We start from the raw sequence: 18,584 nt of genomic DNA on the forward strand, positions 1-18,584 counted from the left end.
GTATTACAGGGTAATGCACAGTCAAAAAAATATTCCCAAACAACTCCTAAAGCGAAAAAAGAAACGAATACGGACAAACTCGCTGCCGATAGTTTATTTAAAGCCGATACACTGATTACTGCCACAGCCGATTTTAGGAAATTAAACGGAAATGAATGGAACCGAGTGCTCAACAGCGCATTTGGGAGACTGGTCGGAAGCGCTGGAAATCCTACAACTATTGGTAACTATGCTTCTTTCGAGCCAGTGAATGGTTCTTTTACATTTAAAGGAACCGCAGCATTGGGTAACAAGGACAGTTTAAATATGAGTTATTTAGGAATATCTGCTTCAGGGGATTTGATTTCCAATAGCTACGCAGCTTTATTTAGTAATACCAAATTAAACTCCAATGCAGGGATCACCCTTGAATATAATTTCCGTTTTGGACACAATAAATTTGAAACCTGGACATCCCAGGAGTCTCTCTATCATTTTGATTTATGGGCGGCGAGGGATTCCATAACAAAAGCTAAAAATGCCTTTAAAGACGAGATGAATTTAATTACAGAGAAATTGAAACTGGTAAAACTTCAGATTGAAATGGCCATTAAAGAGATTAGTCGTCAAAAAGATATGATTACGGCAGCACAAAAGATGGTAGATGACTGCAAGCTGGATGAAGCAACAACATTTGATGAAAACAAAGCTGTACTTGATATCTTGGTAAAACGAAATACCGAGCTGCCACCATTGCAAAAAAATCTGATCAAATTAAATTATAAAGTGGATTCCATGCAAAATGCATATACTTTGAAAAGCGATTTGATCACGTTTTATAAAATCAAACAAGATTCCTTACTGGAAAAGAAAAAGGATAAATTTCTGGAAAAATTCGAATTAGCGGGAATGAGTTTTTCTTATTTGACAGTAGTTCTCGGTGGCGGAAATAATAGTTACTATACATTTAGTAAAGATTTACCATTTAATACCCAATTGACCAAAAAAGATTATGGTACCTATAGGCTTGGTTTGGTCTGGAACCAATATATTCAGAATAGCTCTAAGAAAACAGCTTGGTTTTTTAATCTTGCTGCTGTTTGGGAAAGGACAAATAACACCGCATTACTCAGCACAACCGAAATATCGCAAGAAGTAACTATCAAAAATACTGGTGGTGATACGGTTAGGAAAGTCACTAAAAAGTATAATGCCTATACAGAACAAATTGACAATTATAKGCAATGGTCAATTTATGGTAATGCTTATTATTTATTTGGCTCCCGCACAAACGGTTTGCATGTTTTTCCATCTTATTACATGCCTGATCAAAAGAAAGGTTATATGAATGCAGGGTTAGGCTACTTGGTTTCCTTTATTAATACAAAAAAAGACCAGCCAGTGATCAATTTTGAAGGATACATTCAGTTTAATGATGTATTTAACTCCACTCAATTACCTGCCAAATTCTTTGATCGAAATGAAATAGGCATTCGGTTTACTGTACCATTTACATCTTTATTAAAGTAAAAAACCATGAATAATAAAAAATTGAAAAAAGGGAAAGGTCATCTCGCTAAAGGTTTACGGGTTAGGATGATCTTAAGCAGTTTGGATAAAACAAAAAAGTCAGTAGTGCCTCAAAAACAATTATCAGATGCGGAAAAGAGGTCGAAGGCGACCGCGACTTTTGAAATACGTGCTTTTAACGCTCTGCGTTTTGATATGGATCTTTATATAGCCGTGTGCCGTGATGAACATTTTAGAGAACTTAATTCAACATGGGTATCAAAAAATATTGCGGAAGCCACAAGGGACCAACATGAAATCCAAACGGGTCATACGGTTGATCTAAAACACCTTCATTAATCATCGCAATTTATAGCACGGGGCCTGCTACAACCGGTATGTAAGCGCAGATTTCAAAAGTATTATGTAATTGGGTACCCGCCGGAATAGTTAGGATGTTCCGGACTTACATAAATAGTTAGCTTATGGTCACCGCACCATTTGTGGATGATCTTTTTTTCCAAAAAGGCCTCAATAGGAGGAGGATATCAAAATTGAAGACAGTGAATCAAATCAATTGTGGCCGCATCGCATACTTTACTACGACAAGTATTATAATATGGCCATAGTCAATCTCAACAACTACGAATCAGTCAGTAAAGCCGATAAGCTAACACCTGTAAAGATCAATTTCACCCAACTTTTGCGCGATACAAGCCTAATCAGTAAATAATAACATATGGAATTTAGCGACGCCAAAGCATATGCTGACTATATCAAAGCAGAACTTTATGAGTATGGTGCGGAACCGGATGACCTGGAGATCAGGCAGGCTGCTCTCAGGGAACATTACGCGGCACAGATCGCAGCGACCGGGTTTGACGTTAACCGGGAATTTACGTCGCTGAAAACAGCGTATCATGATGCCGTGGAGCAGTTGGTAGCAGAATTTTATGCAACGCTGCCGGAGAATGTCCGCAGGGATTTCGAGGCGCGGTTTTATTTTACTACCATCGACAACCGGGTGTTGAATGCCAGTATAAAACGCTCCCCGGACGGGCGATTTTATGGGGTATTCATATACTCAGCGCTGATCACGGTGTTGCACAGGCTCGGAAAACTTGAACTGGCATTCCTTTTTCCTGACCAGGTGGCTTTCTCTTCACGGTTTCCCGGTCAAAAGGTTACCAGACGTCAAATGATTGAGGTCTATGCGGAAGTCTACACTTATTTTACGATGACCAAGTTGCCGCACGGCCCGCAGGTGCTGCTGAAGGAGCCCTTAAACAGTCAGCACCTATTGAAACTGAACATTCAGGAATTTTTGATCATGTTTCATGAACTGGCGCATTTTTTAAACGAGGATCTTAGCCCCGATTTTAAGGACCGCAAGGTCATCACTCCGTTCCCCAACCAAAGCTACCAGCGAGAACATCTGGCCGATATTGTGGGCTTTGGTTTATTGTTGCGCCAGTTTAGCTTTGCCGGGCCTGTAACCAGGGAACTCCGATATTTATTTTTGATATGCCTGATTGACCTCTCTAAGGTACAGCATCAGGTACAGGGCATTGAAACAGCCGCGTACCCGCACCCGTTGGATCGGATGTCGGTTGTCATTTCCAAATTTTATGGCGCAAAGACCGATGATTGGGTAGCAGATGCCATCCTGAATAATAAATCTAAGGACCTAACCCTGGCTAACTTCCCCGAGATTGAAAGTGATGAACAAATTATCCTCGGTTATATAGAACAACAATTGGTTGCTGCATTCCAGGATTGAACAGCAAAGAAGCAGGATATTATTGACGTCGTAAACGCAGAAATAAACAACTAACTGTACATTGCAGGGAAAACCTGATTCACATGCAAAAACTTTATAAATACAGACCCTGTTCCGAATTTCTGTTCAAAGAATTAAAATACCAGGAACTATACTTTGCCAATTACCAGGAGCTTAATGACCCTTTTGACTTAAATGTAAGGATTGATTTCTCGGTAGAGGACCCGGAATATGTAGGTGAACTGGTGAGGTATTTATTCAAAACCACGCTTTTACTCAAAGATGACGGATATACCCAGAAGGAAAACAATAATAACGCCAGGCTGATACAATTTATCAATGATGATGACCTTTGTGATCAATTCGAAAAGCTGATATTTAAAAATATACAGGAGTTCAAGGGCGAAGATCAGTATCTGTTTTTTGACATGCTGGAAGCTGCCATATCCAAATCGATAGCTGGACTCAAATTGAAGTTCAAGTTTGACCTGCTAAAGTTCAAGGACGAGATTTTACGGATCACCAACAAATTCCTGAACAATAGCTATACGACCTGTTTTTCTGAAGACCCTGCAAATTTTTTGATGTGGTCACATTACGCCAGCAAGCACACCGGGATCTGTTTGGAATTTTCATTTGATGGGCGTATTGGCTTTCGCTATGAAAATTTCGGGCCAAAAAAATATGAACATGGCAAACCTGGTGACCGCTTTGCTACCGGACATGTCCCGTTCAGGGAGTTCGAAGGAAAGGTCAGCCGTGTTAACTATCAGGATCAGCAACCCTGCATTAATTTTTTTGATTTTGCTGAAGTTTTTGCCAATGAAGGTGATGTCGATCTGGTAAATTTAAGTAAAAGCAAATGGCACGGATATGCGAGGCATCTAGAATCGCTGTTTGCCGCAAAAACAGTGGCCTGGTCCTACGAACGGGAATGGCGGGCCATTGATATTAACTTTGGCGGCCCCATACAACCCGATGAACGGATCAAACACTACACCATCGAATCATTAAGTGCGATATATTTCGGTACCCGGACGCCGAAAGAAGTAAAAATGCGGATATATCAATTGTACAAAAAGAAACACCATCAACTTAAATTCATCGACTGTAAACTGTCTGAAGGCAGGGAACTGGTTTTTGAGGAATGGGAAGCACCCGAGGATGATTACGTTTAGCTCGATGTATGACGCTTTTGTATTAAAGTAAATTCCCTTCAAAAAACTATCGGCCACCCTGAACTTGTGGGAGGGGCGAGCGGAGGGGCCTTTGCCCGCTATGGTTCGACAGGCTCACCATGACAGCCCTTTTTCAAAACGTGATTTCCCCTTCAGCGTTTCGCGAAATTTTATTCACGCTGTTCGAAGTCCTCGCTGTTCGAAGTCTCTGACTTCGAACTATTATGCCTGTAGTTTGCAACTACAGTAGCCCAGTTGGCAGGTAAGAGACACATCCACATCGGCTTTTGCAAACATTGCTAATTCTGCATTGTTGTTTCCATATGAAAAAGAGAACGATGCCCATAGAGCCGGATGAAATGCCGGTTACGCCCGAAAGACCGGAAATACGGCAACCTACTGATCCGGGTGAGCCACAGGTACCCGAAGAAGGGGCCGAAAATATACCGCAGGAGGTGCCGCCGGCAGAAAAGCCCGAAATCAGTACGCCTGATACTACACCTCCGCCAGAAAAGTAAATAGTTAGCCTGGCTTTTAGCCCCGCATGATTTATAAAACATTGGCTTGAACGCGGGCTACGACTCACCCCGGCTACGCTGTGCTGGCCGACCCTCTCTCCGGCTGCGCCGCAAAGAGGGTGAAGCTCAATTTTTGTTTTATTGCCCCTCTATGCGACGCAGTCGGAGAGAGGGCAGACGGGCGTAGCCTCGTCGGGGTGAGTCGACTATCCGCCATGCAAAAACGTCATTTCCGCTTCAGAGTCCCCGGATTTTAGATCTTATAATGACGATAATGTTTATAAACCTTACTGCCCCGCCTTTTTCAAACTATCTGCTTTTGCCTTCTTCGCCTTATCCTTAAAAAAACCTTTCAGGAAAAAGTTGTGTTGTACTGCTTCCAGGTCGTCGTTGAGTTTGATGGAGCTTTGTTGCAGGTAGTTCAGGGTGGTTTGTACCTGTACAGCGCCTTTGGGGTCGTTAAGTAATACGCCAATGGCGTTATCCGTTCTGTTCAGCTTGTCGCTGGCTTTGTTGAGGTTATTGGTTAGGGTTGATGCATTGTTAGCGGCGCTTTGCAGTTGGTTTACCGCCTGCCTTATTTTGTTGAATGTAGCGGTATCGGTAAGCAGGTTATCGGCAAGACCGCCTTTGGTATTCATTTTATTGCTGAAATGATTAAGCTGTACGGCCATTTGGGCCGCGCTTTGGGTGGCTGCCTGTAAGTTAAGCATCGAGGCGCGTAACTGGTTGGCCATGGTATTATCGGCCATTAAAGCGCCAACGGTACCTTTACCGGCCAGTATCTGGCGGCTCAGGACTTTAAAATCGGTGGTTATGGCAAGCAGGTTCTGGTTATTTTCCTGCAATGTTTTGAGCAGGTCATCGGTCGAGAGCATTTTTTCGGCTTGTAATACATCACCATCCTGCACCTCGGGCGCCTGCGGACTGCCGCCATCTATCACAATGATCTTGTTACCTATTAAACCATCCGAGCTGATTTTAGCCTGGGCATTGCGGTGGATGTATTGCTGGGAGGCCTCGTCGATATTCATAAAAACCTGTACTTCGGCGGGGCCTACAAATTTAACCGCGCTGATGGTGCCTACCTTAACGCCCGAGAACCACACGTTGTTGCCCTTTTTTAGCCCGGCAACATCGCTAAAAACCGAGCTGAGCTTTATGTTTTTTACAAAAGATTTTTGCTGGCCGCCAAGGGTGAATACGCCAAGTATAAACAGGATTAAGCCTAAGGCTAAAAATATGCCTACTATAATTGCTTTTTTATTTTCTGATGAATCCATGATAATGGTATAATGTCTTTTTTTTACTGTATAAAGTTGTAATCAAAAAAAGGTTTAACGCGGCTGTCGTCGGTATTAAATACTTCTTTGAAGGTACCGGTACGCTGAAAGCGCCCGTCTAAAAGCATAGCTATGCGGTCGCCGGTTTGTTTGGCACAGGTTAAATCGTGTGTTATGATGATGGATGATGTGTTGAAGCGTTCCTGCACCTCGTTAATCAGGTCGTTGATCTCGATGCAGGTAATAGGGTCGAGGCCGGCTGTGGGCTCATCATACAGCATAATCTCGGGGTTAAGGATCAGCGTGCGCGCTATGCCTATCCGTTTACGCTGCCCGCCCGAAAGCTCGGATGGCATCTGGTTAATGGTTTGCGACAGGCCCACAGCATCAAGCACTGTTTCAACCGCGGTATTGATTTCCTGGCGGGTAATGCCCTTGCGGTTTCGTACCAGCGGAAACTCCAGGTTTTTGCGTACCGTCATACTATCATACAAGGCGCTGTTTTGAAAAGAGAAGCCTATCCTGATGCGCAGCGCCTGCAGTTCTTCTTCGCTGATGTGGGCCAGGTTATGCCCCAGCACGTTAACCTCGCCTTTATCGGGACTTAGCAAACCGGATATGATCTTGATCAAAACAGATTTTCCCGAACCCGAGCGGCCCAGCACCACCAGGTTTTCTCCCTGGTACAGGTCAAGGTCGATACCACGCAAAACGGCATAATCCTCAAAGGCTTTTTCGAGTCCCCTTACGCTGATAACCGGGTTGTTGTGGTCTGCTTTTACTATTTTCTTCTCCATATCTCCCTGTAATTAACGGAACCAGCTGGTTATCTGTACTATAATGATCTCCTCAATAAATACCAGGAACATGGCTGTTACCACGGCTCCGTTGGCGGCCTTGCCCACACCCTCGGTTCCCTTGCTGGAGTTAAAGCCCTGGTAGCAGCCCACTATGCCAATGGTAAACCCAAATACAATGGATTTTACAAGCGATGCCACAAAATCGGTATAGGTTAAGGGATCAAATACTTCCTGGATAAATGTGCTCCAGGTAGTGCCCTCGTTTTGGTTTACATTTAAAAACCCGCCAACTATAGCAATAAAGCCGGTATAGGTTGATAAAATTGGAATGGTAAGCGTAGTAGCCAGTACCCGGGTACACACCAAAAATTTAAAAGGTTTGGTGCCCGATACTTCCATGGCGTCTATTTGCTCGGTTACGCGCATGGAGCCCAGCTCGGCGCCAATGCTTGAGCCAACTTTACCCGATGCTATTAATGCAGTTACCAAAGGAGCCAGTGCCCGCATAATGGCTATAGAAACCAATGACGGCAGCCACGACTGAGCCCCAAATTGCGAAAGCGACGGCCTTGATTGCTTGGTAAATATAACCCCGACAATAAAGCCGGTTACGGTTATTAATGTAAATGAGCGTACACCTACTTCAAAACATTGTTTCATTACTTCTTTAAGCTCAAAAGGGGGCATAAACGCCTCCCTGAAAAAGCGGAGAATGAACTGGTTAATCCGGTACAGGCTGATAAAAAAATCGGTAACACTTTGCCTGAGTTTCGACCTTTTTTTTATTACCGCCGGTGTGCTTTCTGCTGTATCCATTAAATATGGGGTAGTAGTTTTTGATTCGTTTTTGTTATGGTTAATCTACAACAATTATTCACTATTTGTTTGCCTGTGAATATATTATAGGACGTAATGTTAAATTGTTATGACCAATGCTTTATGCGCCGCCTCAATACCATCAATTAAGTGCCTGCCCTTACCCCGCATAAACATGTACTTTAAGTACTGACCATTTGGGTTAAAAGTTAAAATTCTATTTGGATGCAAACCTAAATGTTACAATTTATATGAGCGTTAATTAAGTGTAAAAATTTATTGCATAAATGACTGCTTTTTATAGTTTTTTCTCGATTTTTCTATGATTTTTCTCATTTTTTTGATGTTTTATATACACATAAATTGCCTGGAAAATAGCTGCTTTTTATGGTGATTTGGCAGATAAGGTGATGAGATACACTGAGGAAAATTATTCAAAACTTATAAAAATGATGAATAGTTGATATTTGTTTGTTAAATTCGTATCAATATTTTCTTCTATTTAAACCTGTACAATTTATGCCTGCAAGTAATGTGATGCGCGAAATAACGCCGCTCACCCCCAGCGATTGCTTTACCATTTTTTCGAGAGCTAAAAAAAAGTTCGATTTCCCGCTGCATTACCATGATGAGTATGAGCTTAACCTGGTTATTAATGCCAAAGGCGCCAGACGTGTGGTAGGCGGTCATATTGAGGTGATTGATGATGTGGAGCTGGCCCTGGTGGGCCCAAATTTGTACCATGCCTGGTTTACGCACCAATGCCAGAGCGAGCAGATTACCGAGGTAACCATCCAGTTTCACAAAGATTTGTTTGATGAAAAATTCCTGAAACGTAACCAGATGAGCTTTGTAAAAAGCATGCTGGAACGCTCGCTGCGCGGGATAGTTTTTTCGCCCGAAACCATATTGGCGTTGAAAGACAGGATCATAAACCTGGATAAAAAGAGTGGCTTTGATTCGGTACTCGAGCTGATGTCTATTCTGCATGATCTGTCTATATCGCGCAATATGAGGATGTTATCAGATCCAAGTTTTACCAACGATAAGTTTTATTACAACAGCCGCCGTATCGAAAAGGTATTTGAGCACATGAACGTAAACTACAACAAACAGGTAACCCTTGCCGAAGTATCAAAAATTGCAAACATGCCCGAGGCTTCCTTCAGCCGGTTTATCAAAAAACGTACAGGTAAAACCTTTATCGATAGTTTAAACGAGATCCGCCTTGGCCATGCCTCCCGCATGCTGATAGACTCCACCGCCACCGTTGCCGAAATAGCTTATAAATGCGGGTTTAACAACATCTCTAATTTCAACAGGATCTTTAAACGCAAAAAGCTGTGTATCCCCAAGGAGTTCAGGGAAACCTACACAGGTAACCGGGTGTTTATTTAAGCAATTTGAAAATGTGGTAATTTGAAAATGCACGGATATCGCCAATAATTAAAATATTAGGTTAAAAAAGTATTATAAAATTGACGGTAATAAGCTCACTTTTGAATTGGCCGGTTTTGAGAAAAAACATACACTTTTATCGAGTTTTTGATAAGAAAAATCAAGAAAAATCGAGAAAAGGTTAAAAAAAATAACAATTTATTTAAAATAAATGAAGCTTCACTTAATTGATGTTACCATCATAGTGTTGTACCTGCTAAGCACCATTTTTATTGGTTTGTGGTACCGTAAAAAGGCCCGCGAAAATAAGGAGAGTTATATGCTTGGTGGTAAATCGCTGCCCTGGTATAAGCTGGGATTGAGTGATGCATCGGATATGTTTGACATCAGCGGCACTATGTGGATGGTGAGCCTGTGCTTTGTATACGGCATGAAGAGTATCTGGATTCCCTGGCTGTGGCCGGTATTTAACCAGGTGTTTTTAATGATGTACCTCTCGCGCTGGCTGCGCCGCTCAAACGCTGTCACAGGTGCCGAATGGCTGGCTACCCGTTTTGGCAAAATCGGCCCGGGGGTAGGCAGCTCACACAAAATAGTGATCGCATTTGCTTTATTAAGCTGCCTGGGCTTTTTGGCTTATGGGTTTATTGGCCTGGGCAAGTTCATCGAGATCTTTATCCCATGGCACCTGGTGAAGGCCTATGTTCCCTTCAATGTTGCTTCGCAGTATGTGCCTCATATTTACGGTATTATATTTACGCTGTTTGCTATGTTCTATTCCATTTTGGGCGGCATGCATAGTATTGTTTTGGGCGACATGATTAAGTACGGCATTATGTCTGTTGCCTGCATCTGGATAGGTTTTATAGCTGCCAACAAGTTAACCGGGCATAACCTCAACGTGCCCGACGGTTGGTACAGCCCATTTTTTGGTAAGCACCTGGATATGAACTGGTCGGGCATTATTGCCGAGGTTAACCAAAAAATACAGGAAGACGGTTATTCGCTGTTCGGCTTGTTTTTTATGATGATGACATTCAAAGGGTTCTTCGCGGCGCTGGCCGGACCGGCGCCGAATTATGATATGCAAAAGATCCTCTCAACCCGTTCGCCTGAGGAAGCCAGTAAAATGAGCGGATTTGTAAGCATTATTCTGCTGCCTATCCGCTACTCGCTTATTGTAAGTTTAACCATATTGGGTTTGCTGTATTACCATGGAATGAACCTGAAAGATGCTGCCGGAGGTATCGATTTTGAAAGGATTTTGCCGGCGGTTATCAATAACTTTTTACCTGTAGGGTTGGTGGGTTTGTTGCTTGCCGGTTTATTAGGGGCCTTCATGAGTACATTCAGCGGTACCATGAATGCGGCGCAGGCTTATATTGTTAACGATATTTATCTTAAATACTATAACCCTGCAGCATCTACCAAAAAAATCATTACCATGAATTACCTGGTTGGGGTAGTTGTAGTGGCCGTAGGGGTGTTCCTGGGCTTTTTTGTAAAGGATGTAAACAGTGTACTGCAATGGATCGTATCGGCGCTTTATGGCGGCTACATCGCATCTAACGTGCTCAAATGGCATTGGTGGCGCTTTAATGCCAATGGTTTCTTTTACGGGATGCTGGCCGGCATTTTATCGTCGATGATATTCTCCGGGTTATCCTTCCTGTTTCCGCAGCTATTTCCTACCGGCGCGCTGCTGTACTGGTTCCCGGTGTTGTTTTTAATCTCGATGGCAGGTTCGGTTATAGGCTCCTATGCAAGCGCACCTACCGATATGGAGGTTTTAAAAGCTTTTTACAGCAATGTACGTCCCTGGGGTTTCTGGCAGCCGGTTAAAAAACTGGTAATGGCCCATGATGCAAGCTTTGTGCCCAATAAAAACTTCAAACTGAATATGTTCAACGTGGTAATAGGTACAATAGGGCAACTATGCCTTACCATATTGCCCATGTATCTCATCCTCAACCGAAAAATGCCATTGCTGGTAACCGTAGCCTTGCTGGCTGTGATCATGCTGATCCTGAAAAGAACCTGGTGGAATAAATTAAAAGATTATTGATAGCATAGATATATATGACCCCTGAATTTAAACAAAGGCTGGCCCTGCTGCAACAGGAACAACAACAACTTATAACAAAACCCAATCAAACAGCCGGTACCGGTAATGGTGTTTTTGATCGTTATATAAACCCGGTGCTTACGGCGGCGCATACCCCCATCAACTGGCGGTATGACCTGGATGCTGCTACCAACCCATACCTCATGGAGCGTTTTGGCATCAATGCGGCTTTTAATGCCGGCGCTATAAAGTTTAATGGGAGGTATATGATGGTGGTTCGTGTGGAAGGGGCAGATCGTAAATCCTTTTTTGCAGTAGCCGAAAGCCCCGATGGCGTGAGCAACTTCACTTTCGGGGAATATCCTATCGATCTGCCGCAAACGGATGAGCCTGATACCAATGTATACGATATGCGATTAACGCAGCACGAGGATGGCTGGATTTATGGCCTGTTCTGCACCGAAAGGAGAGACCCTGCTGCCCCGGCGCACGATCAATCAATGGCTGTTGCCGCCTGTGGAATTGCCCGCACAAAGGACCTGGTGCAATGGGAACGCCTGCCCGATCTGAAAACCAATTCGCCGCAACAACGGAACGTAGTATTGCATCCCGAGTTTGTGGATGGTAAATATGCCATGTACACCCGTCCGCAGGATGGTTTTATCAGCGCGGGTACGGGTGGGGGTATTGGTTTTGGTTTAACCGATTACATGGAAAATGCGGTTATTGACCAGGAAACTATCATCGATAATAAAATTTACCATACCGTTTACGAAGCTAAAAACGGCCAGGGTCCGGCGCCTATAAAAACCGGCAAAGGATGGCTGCACCTGGCGCATGGCGTACGTAACACCGCAGCCGGATTACGTTATGTGTTGTACATGTTCATGACCGACCTGCATAACCTCACCAAAGTTTTATATAAACCCGGCGGTTACTTTTTAGCGCCCGAGGGAGGAGAACGGGTGGGCGATGTATCAAACGTAGTTTTTTGTAATGGCTGGATAGCCGATGAGGATGGCAAAGTATTTGTTTATTACGCGTCATCAGATTCACGCATGCATGTAGCTACCACCACAGTTGATAAACTGGTTGATTATGTGGTGAATACCCCTGCGGATGGATTTAGATCATCAACTTCGGTTGATACGGTTTATGAGATTATTAACAGGAATAAAAATTTGCAGGATGCTGTTTGAAATTTTGTAGGAAAACAGCCCTGATATCATTTCATCATAATGACTTTTTAGCTTTGTAGCGGGTTTTTATCTATAAAAAATGCATATACATACAGATGGTCCCGGAGATATGTTGGCAAACTACAAAACCGAACTTACTGCCGAGTTAAGCAACATCATCGCCTATTGGCAAAAACATGCGCCAGACGAGATAAACGGTGGTTTTTTTGGTAAGATAGATAATGATAACAATGTTACCGCCAATGCACCCAAAGGTTCGGTTCTGAACGCGCGGATCTTGTGGAGCTTTTCGGCGGCTTATAATTTAAAGCCGGACGCCGAAAGCTTGCAAATGGCGCATCGCGCTTACAATTATATAAGCAGGTATTTTATTGATGCCGAATTTGGCGGTGTATACTGGTCGGTTGATTATGAAGGCAATAAACTGGATACTAAAAAGCAGGTTTATGCCAGTGCATTCACCATTTATGCCCTGAGCGAATATTATAAGGCCTCTGGTTTAGCTGTGGCGAAAGAGCAGGCAATAGCCCTGTATCATTTACTAGTTGCTAAAAGCTATGATAAGCATCAAACCGGCTACTTGGAAGCCTTCACCCGCGACTGGCAACCTATTGGCGACCTGCGCCTGAGCGCGAAAGACGCCAACGAAAAGAAGACCATGAACACCCATCTGCATGTACTGGAGGCGTACACCAACCTATACCGTATCTGGCCCGATAAAGGACTCCGGAAGCAGATAAAAACGCTGATAGGGAATTTTTTCGATCATTTTTTCGATGTAAAAACCCATCACCTCGTGTTGTTCTTTGATGAAGACTGGAACCGAAAATCGGACACGGTATCATACGGGCACGATATTGAGGCAACCTGGCTTTTGCTGGAAGCTGCCGAGGTAATAAATGACATATTGTTGGAAGAGGATGTTGAGGAAATGTGCCCTTTGATAGCCGATGTTGTTTTGAAAGGCCTGGATAACGACGGCGGTTTATGGTACGAGTACGAGCCTGCCAAACATCACCTCATTAAGGAGAAACACTGGTGGGTACAGGCCGAGGCGATGGTGGGCTTTTTTAACGCCTGGCAAATCAGCCGGGATCAAAAATACCTTGATCTATCTGTAAAAAACTGGGCTTTTGTAAAGGCTAAAATACTGGATCAGCAAAACGGTGAATGGTTTTGGGGGATAAAGGAAGACGGCAGCATTATGCCTGGTGAAGATAAGGTTGGCCTTTGGAAATGCCCTTATCACAACTGCAGGGCTTGTATTGAAATTATAAAACGGATAAAATAAAAAATTACCCATATTTTGATAAAGACAAGAAGATTAATACCGACCATAAGCTAAACCACTGTGGTCAAAATTCTGTAAATTCTATAATTCGTTTAATTCCGGTTCAGATAAAATCCCGGTTCAAACAATCATCAAGATTTCTTCAACACAATCACCCCCAAAATTCCCGCCAATAGCGATGCCAGCAAGATCCCATACTTAGCCTGGTCAACCATTTCGGGATGGGTAAATGCCAGACCAGAGATAAAAAGCGACATGGTGAAACCAACCCCGGCTAACAGAGCTACGCCTGTAATTTGTTTCCAGCTGGCTTTTGCGGGTAGCTGCGCGCCAAATTTAACCATTAGCCAGGTTGCCAGTAAAACGCCTGCAAATTTACCTGCAAGCAAACCAATGGCTACGCCCATACTTACCGGGTTAAGCAACGATGTAAAGAAACCGGCGCCAATAATGATCCCGGCATTTGCAAGCGCAAACAGCGGCATTACTATAAAAGCTACCCAGGGATGCAGGGCGTGCTCTACTTTTTGCAGCGGTGTTTCGGCATCCATGCTTAGTTCTTTTATTTTTTCGATGGTATGGTGTTGCTCGGATGTGGTAAGGGTGCTGTTGTTGGGGATCTGTTTTTCAAAATCGAATAACAATTTCTTCAGGCTTTCGGCATAGCTTTTCTCGTTGATGCGTGTACGCGCGGGGATAGTAAAGGCTACCAGTACACCGGCTATGGTAGCGTGCACGCCCGAGAGTAGAAATGCTACCCAAACCGCGAAGCCTATCACCAAATAAAAAACAATACTGCGGATGCCCAGTTTATTGCCAATGAGTAATATCACCAATAGCCAAACCCCAATAGTTAATGGCACAAGCGCAATATGCGAGCTATAAAATATGGCAATCACCAATACGGCACCCAAATCGTCGGCCACGGCCAAAGCCGATAAAAACACTTTTACCGAGGATGGGACCTGCTTGCCCGCTATAGATAGAAGTGCAAGAGCGAAGGCAATATCTGTAGCCATAGGGATACCCCAGCCATGTTCGGCATTTGTACCTTTGTTAATGAAAAAGTAAATGAGGGCAGGCACCAGCATCCCGCCCAAAGCGGCTACCATGGGCAGCGAGGCTTTTTTTAAGGTAGATAGCTCGCCGGCCATAAATTCCCGTTTCAGCTCCAGGCCTATCACAAAGAAAAATACCGCCATCAGGCCGTCGTTTATCCAAAGGTGCAATGGATGATCGAGCACATAGCCCCCAAAGCCCAGTGAAATTTTAATATCCCAAACCTGATGGTATGAATGCGCGAACGGGGAATTTACCCAAATAATAGCCGCCAAAACACTGATAAAAAGCACTATCCCGCTGGTATGCTCCTGGTGTATGAACTTACTTACCGGCTCGGTGAATTTATCAATTGGTAGTTTTTGCCTCATTATTTTTTTTAGTATCAAGTAGTTAGTATCAAGTATCAAGACAGAGGGACTGTTACTTCCTGATTCTATTTTACCTGTCCTTTATCTTTACTCACAAAATCCTTGCTCCAACCTCAGGGTTTCCAAATATTATTCTTTTTATCTGCATCAGCATCATAAGTGGTGCCCAGCAAGATTTGTTTTATTGCCCCTTTTGCAATGAAACTCAGCGTGGTTGTTTTGTTGCCTTTTGCCCACGCTGCAATGCTTTTGCCCACCAATTGCTTGCTGCCATCTGTATAAAAAACGGTGAGATGTATGGGTACTGCCTTGTTGCCTATGCTGGCAATGGTAACGGTATACTTTGATGCCGCATGGGTTACTTTGCTAATGGCAAGGTCGGGTATTCCATTATCAAAAAACCAGTTTTTCCAGAACCAGTTCATGTTGATGCCCGCTCCGGCGTTCATACAATTAAAAAAGTCGTGCGGCATGGGGTGTTTGCCATGCCACAGGCCGATGTAGTTGTGCAGGGCTTTGGTAAACAGTTTATCGCCCAGCATTTCTTTTACGTACAGGTATCCCAGGCCGGGTTTAGGGTAATTATCGGTGAATTTGCCAACGCCTGTTAACGCGGGGGTAAGTGTCATGATCGGTAAATCCTGCTCAGATCCTGCAGAAACATTTACCGCGCCCATGCCATAAAGATCTACAATTGTAGGGTCAATCTCCGGGCTAATAAGCCATTCGCCAATAGTTGCCCAGCCCTCGTCCATAAAGCCATACTTGGTTTCGTTAATTCCCATATAAAAGGGGAACATGGTATGGAAGATCTCATGGTCGGTTAATTCTATGGCATCCTCGGTTTGATCCAGCGGGTTGTCATTTACCATCATGGGGTACTCCATCTGGTCCAGGCCGTCAAAAACGGTTTCATGCGGGTATGGGTAAGGCCATTTAGGGAATTTATAGCTCATGGTTTCTACCGTTTTGCGGGCATAATTTACTACCGCAAAGTAATCCTTATGGGTAGGGTTAAATACCGCATCTACACGGGTACGCCTGCCGGTTTTTTGATCAACAACCAGGCTGCTTGCCTTCCAGATGTAATGATTACTGGTGGCAAAGGCCAGATCGGTAACACTATCGGCCTCAAATTTCCAGGTATTGGTAAGGTTCTTTTTAGTTATATCCCCTGCCGCCAAATCCGCTTCGGTAATAATATCAGTTACCTTATCATCCTTGCCCGCTGCGGTTATCAGTTTTACGTATTTGGGATTGTAAACCTCATCGGGGTTTTTAAGATCACCGGTTGCCCAAACCTGGTAATCGCCGGGAACAGTGATCTCGGCACTGAAATGGCAAAAATCATTGTAAAACTCCTGCGAACCTACATAAGGGTATTCGTTCCAGCCATCAATATCATCATAAACAGCAACCCGCGGAAAAAAGTAGGCTATAAAGAAAGCGCCATCATCTATCTGCCCGGTGCGGATATGTGATGTTTTGTTAAGTGTGTAGGAGTAGGAAATATCTAAATGAACTTTTTGTTTAGGACTGACAGGCTGCACCTTTACCTCCATGTTGGTGCCGCTGATGTGGCGTTTTGCACTATCCAATACCTTATTATCCATGCTCATCGATCTGATCTGTACGCCATCCGTAAGGTCGTTTGGCGATACCGCCATATCCCGTATTGCACCCTTTTGATAAATATTGGGATAAAGCTTAAACTGGATTTTTTTAAGTGTATCGGGACTGTTATTGATATAATCGATACCAACTGTGCCGCTAAGCAAGCGGGTTTTAGGGTCGAAATTTACTTTTATAGTATAGTTTGCCGTGTTTTGCCAGTAATTTATACCAGGCGCACCACCTTTGGTACGTGTGCCTTTGGTATAGGTTTTTTGCAGGGTAGTGGTTATAGGTAAAGTTATTTGTGCCGATGCTATGGTAGTGCCCAATAGTAAAACTACAGGGAGTAATTTTTTAAGGTTGATCATGAAGCCAGATTATCAGTTATATTTGAGGTAAATATAATAAACAGGAAAATAAAGCGGTTGTATTTAGCTGTTAGTACGTTATTATTACATCCGGCTAAACCATTATCAGCCTGTTTAAGTATTTCCAATTATAAATTGAATTACAATGACTGCAGAAAAAATGATCATCATTACAGGCAGGCAATACCTCGAACTTAAAGAAAGTTTAGAGAGTGGCCAGGGCCTTACCTATAATATAGGCACCGATAAGCACCCCGAAATGGTTAAAATAACCAATATGTATATGGATACCGATGCCGATTTTACCCGTAACTCGGGCCAGTTTGCCAAAATGAACGAAAGTTTAAATGTGCAGGTGAAGCTGGAGTATGTGTCGGAATAGAATTTTAAATTAAGTGAATAGATCGTGATTGCGAGAACTAAAGTCCGGGAACTCTGAAGTGGAAATGCGTTTTAAAAGGTTGTCATCCTGAACGGAGTGAAGGATCTATCCGGAGACTGTACAGGGCGAAGAAGCATGGCGTATAATAGATGCTTCACTCCGTTCAGCATGACAAAAGGCTTTTTTGCAAATATGTCATGGGTATAATCTCTACCATCCCCCCTTAAAACCCTCAGTTAAAGCATTGCTATAATTCTTCAGATCGAAGGAGTATAAATACGGGGCCTTATGTGCTCCTCCCTTACGGGGTTGCTCGGCACGGTTCAGGATGCCAAAGCCTAATATGCGGCGCTGAAAATTGCGCCGGTCAAGTTTTTTATCCAGTATGGTTTCGTACAGTTTTTGCAGCTCGGGCATGGTAAATTCCTTTGGCATCAGGTTATAGCCAATAGGCTGATAGTTTAGCTGCAGGCGCAGGGTATCCAAAGCGGTTTTAAATATCAGGGAATGATCCAGCTGTAGTTCGGGCATATCATCCAGGTCGCGCCAGCCGCATAGCTCCGAGAAACGGTCGGCTTTTGGTGTTACTTCAAAAAAGTCGACCAAGGCATAATAGCCTATAGTTAAAAACCTGTTCGAGAACCAGTTTTGCTCGGGCGGCAGCATATCGGCATACATCTCATTATGCACCTTTGACCTATCCGGATCACCAAAAACATGAAATTGCTGCAAAAAGATCTCATCAAGGCCCGTGCGTTCACGTAGTATGCGGTTGGCCGCCATTTCAATAGGTTCGCGCTTAAGCACAAAGCCGCCGGGCAGGTACCATTTTTCCTCGTTATGGTTTTTTAACAGCAGCACTTTCATTTGCCCTTCGTGAAAACCAAAAACCACGCAGTCAATAGAAATATGCTCAAGGTAGGTTTTACGGGCCTCGTTACAGTACTCAATTAGTTCTTGTTTGCTTAACATTT

16 protein-coding genes are annotated in these 18,584 nt (G+C 43.6%); 10 read left to right on the top strand and 6 right to left on the bottom strand.

The features are described from left to right. The 5 genes from AC1DQW_RS22660 to AC1DQW_RS22680 all read left to right on the top strand — a co-directional run. Positions 1-1,509 (top strand): hypothetical protein (locus tag AC1DQW_RS22660; protein ID WP_477456141.1); only part of this gene is annotated, 1,509 nt, incomplete at its 5' end. Positions 1,510-1,515: 6 nt separating this feature from the next. Then, a complete protein-coding gene (locus AC1DQW_RS22665; protein ID WP_477456142.1) occupies positions 1,516-1,848 on the top strand; it encodes a hypothetical protein in 333 nt (110 codons plus the stop codon). A gap of 379 nt (positions 1,849-2,227) precedes the next feature. Further along, entirely contained in the window at positions 2,228-3,268 is a 1,041-nt protein-coding gene (locus AC1DQW_RS22670) for a hypothetical protein (RefSeq protein ID WP_477456143.1), read from the top strand. An 83-nt stretch (positions 3,269-3,351) separates the two neighbouring features. After that, entirely contained in the window at positions 3,352-4,446 is a 1,095-nt protein-coding gene (locus tag AC1DQW_RS22675; RefSeq protein WP_477456144.1) for a DUF2971 domain-containing protein, read from the top strand. Between the two features lie 323 nt (positions 4,447-4,769). After that, a complete protein-coding gene (locus AC1DQW_RS22680; RefSeq protein ID WP_477456145.1) occupies positions 4,770-4,964 on the top strand; it encodes a hypothetical protein in 195 nt (64 codons plus the stop codon). 287 nt (positions 4,965-5,251) lie between these two features. On the opposite strand, the gene AC1DQW_RS22685 is transcribed toward AC1DQW_RS22680, so the two are convergent. From AC1DQW_RS22685 to AC1DQW_RS22695, 3 genes are read right to left on the bottom strand one after another with little or no spacing between them, the layout of a single operon-like run. Next, the gene (locus tag AC1DQW_RS22685; RefSeq protein WP_477456146.1) at positions 5,252-6,247 is read right to left on the bottom strand and encodes an MlaD family protein; all 996 of its coding nucleotides are present in this window, start codon (positions 6,245-6,247) and stop codon (positions 5,252-5,254) included. 23 nt (positions 6,248-6,270) lie between these two features. Continuing rightward, positions 6,271-7,044 carry an ABC transporter ATP-binding protein gene (locus AC1DQW_RS22690; RefSeq protein WP_477456147.1) on the bottom strand — a complete coding sequence of 258 codons (774 nt, stop codon included), beginning with the start codon at positions 7,042-7,044 and terminating at the stop codon, positions 6,271-6,273. A 12-nt stretch (positions 7,045-7,056) separates the two neighbouring features. Continuing rightward, complete coding sequence (locus tag AC1DQW_RS22695; RefSeq protein WP_477404293.1) at positions 7,057-7,863, bottom strand: MlaE family ABC transporter permease; 807 nt, start codon at positions 7,861-7,863, stop codon at positions 7,057-7,059. 519 nt (positions 7,864-8,382) lie between these two features. Between AC1DQW_RS22695 and AC1DQW_RS22700 the strand changes: the two genes are divergently transcribed. The 4 genes from AC1DQW_RS22700 (at position 8,383) to AC1DQW_RS22715 (ending at position 13,816) form a co-directional block, all read left to right on the top strand. Next, positions 8,383-9,261, top strand: coding sequence for an AraC family transcriptional regulator (locus AC1DQW_RS22700; protein WP_477456148.1), 879 nt, complete (start codon positions 8,383-8,385; stop codon positions 9,259-9,261). A 211-nt stretch (positions 9,262-9,472) separates the two neighbouring features. After that, complete coding sequence (locus AC1DQW_RS22705; RefSeq protein WP_477456149.1) at positions 9,473-11,326, top strand: sodium:solute symporter family protein; 1,854 nt, start codon at positions 9,473-9,475, stop codon at positions 11,324-11,326. A 14-nt stretch (positions 11,327-11,340) separates the two neighbouring features. Beyond that, positions 11,341-12,525, top strand: coding sequence for a glycoside hydrolase family 130 protein (locus AC1DQW_RS22710; RefSeq protein WP_477456150.1), 1,185 nt, complete (start codon positions 11,341-11,343; stop codon positions 12,523-12,525). A gap of 79 nt (positions 12,526-12,604) precedes the next feature. Next, positions 12,605-13,816: an AGE family epimerase/isomerase gene (locus AC1DQW_RS22715; RefSeq protein WP_477456151.1), complete on the top strand. Its 1,212-nt coding sequence runs from the start codon at positions 12,605-12,607 to the stop codon at positions 13,814-13,816. A 131-nt stretch (positions 13,817-13,947) separates the two neighbouring features. Here AC1DQW_RS22715 and nhaA read toward each other — a convergent pair whose 3' ends face one another. Beyond that, positions 13,948-15,246: a Na+/H+ antiporter NhaA gene (gene nhaA, locus AC1DQW_RS22720; protein WP_477456152.1), complete on the bottom strand. Its 1,299-nt coding sequence runs from the start codon at positions 15,244-15,246 to the stop codon at positions 13,948-13,950. Between the two features lie 113 nt (positions 15,247-15,359). Next, positions 15,360-17,228: a M1 family metallopeptidase gene (locus tag AC1DQW_RS22725; RefSeq protein WP_477456153.1), complete on the bottom strand. Its 1,869-nt coding sequence runs from the start codon at positions 17,226-17,228 to the stop codon at positions 15,360-15,362. Between the two features lie 145 nt (positions 17,229-17,373). Here AC1DQW_RS22725 and AC1DQW_RS22730 point away from each other — a divergent pair, with 145 nt between their 5' ends. Further along, positions 17,374-17,610, top strand: coding sequence for a hypothetical protein (locus tag AC1DQW_RS22730; protein ID WP_477456154.1), 237 nt, complete (start codon positions 17,374-17,376; stop codon positions 17,608-17,610). 210 nt (positions 17,611-17,820) lie between these two features. On the opposite strand, the gene AC1DQW_RS22735 is transcribed toward AC1DQW_RS22730, so the two are convergent. Next, a complete protein-coding gene (locus tag AC1DQW_RS22735; protein ID WP_477456155.1) occupies positions 17,821-18,582 on the bottom strand; it encodes an NUDIX hydrolase in 762 nt (253 codons plus the stop codon). Between the last annotated feature and the right edge of the window lie 2 nt (positions 18,583-18,584).

It is taken from the genome of Mucilaginibacter sp. P5_A4, from assembly GCF_056400605.1.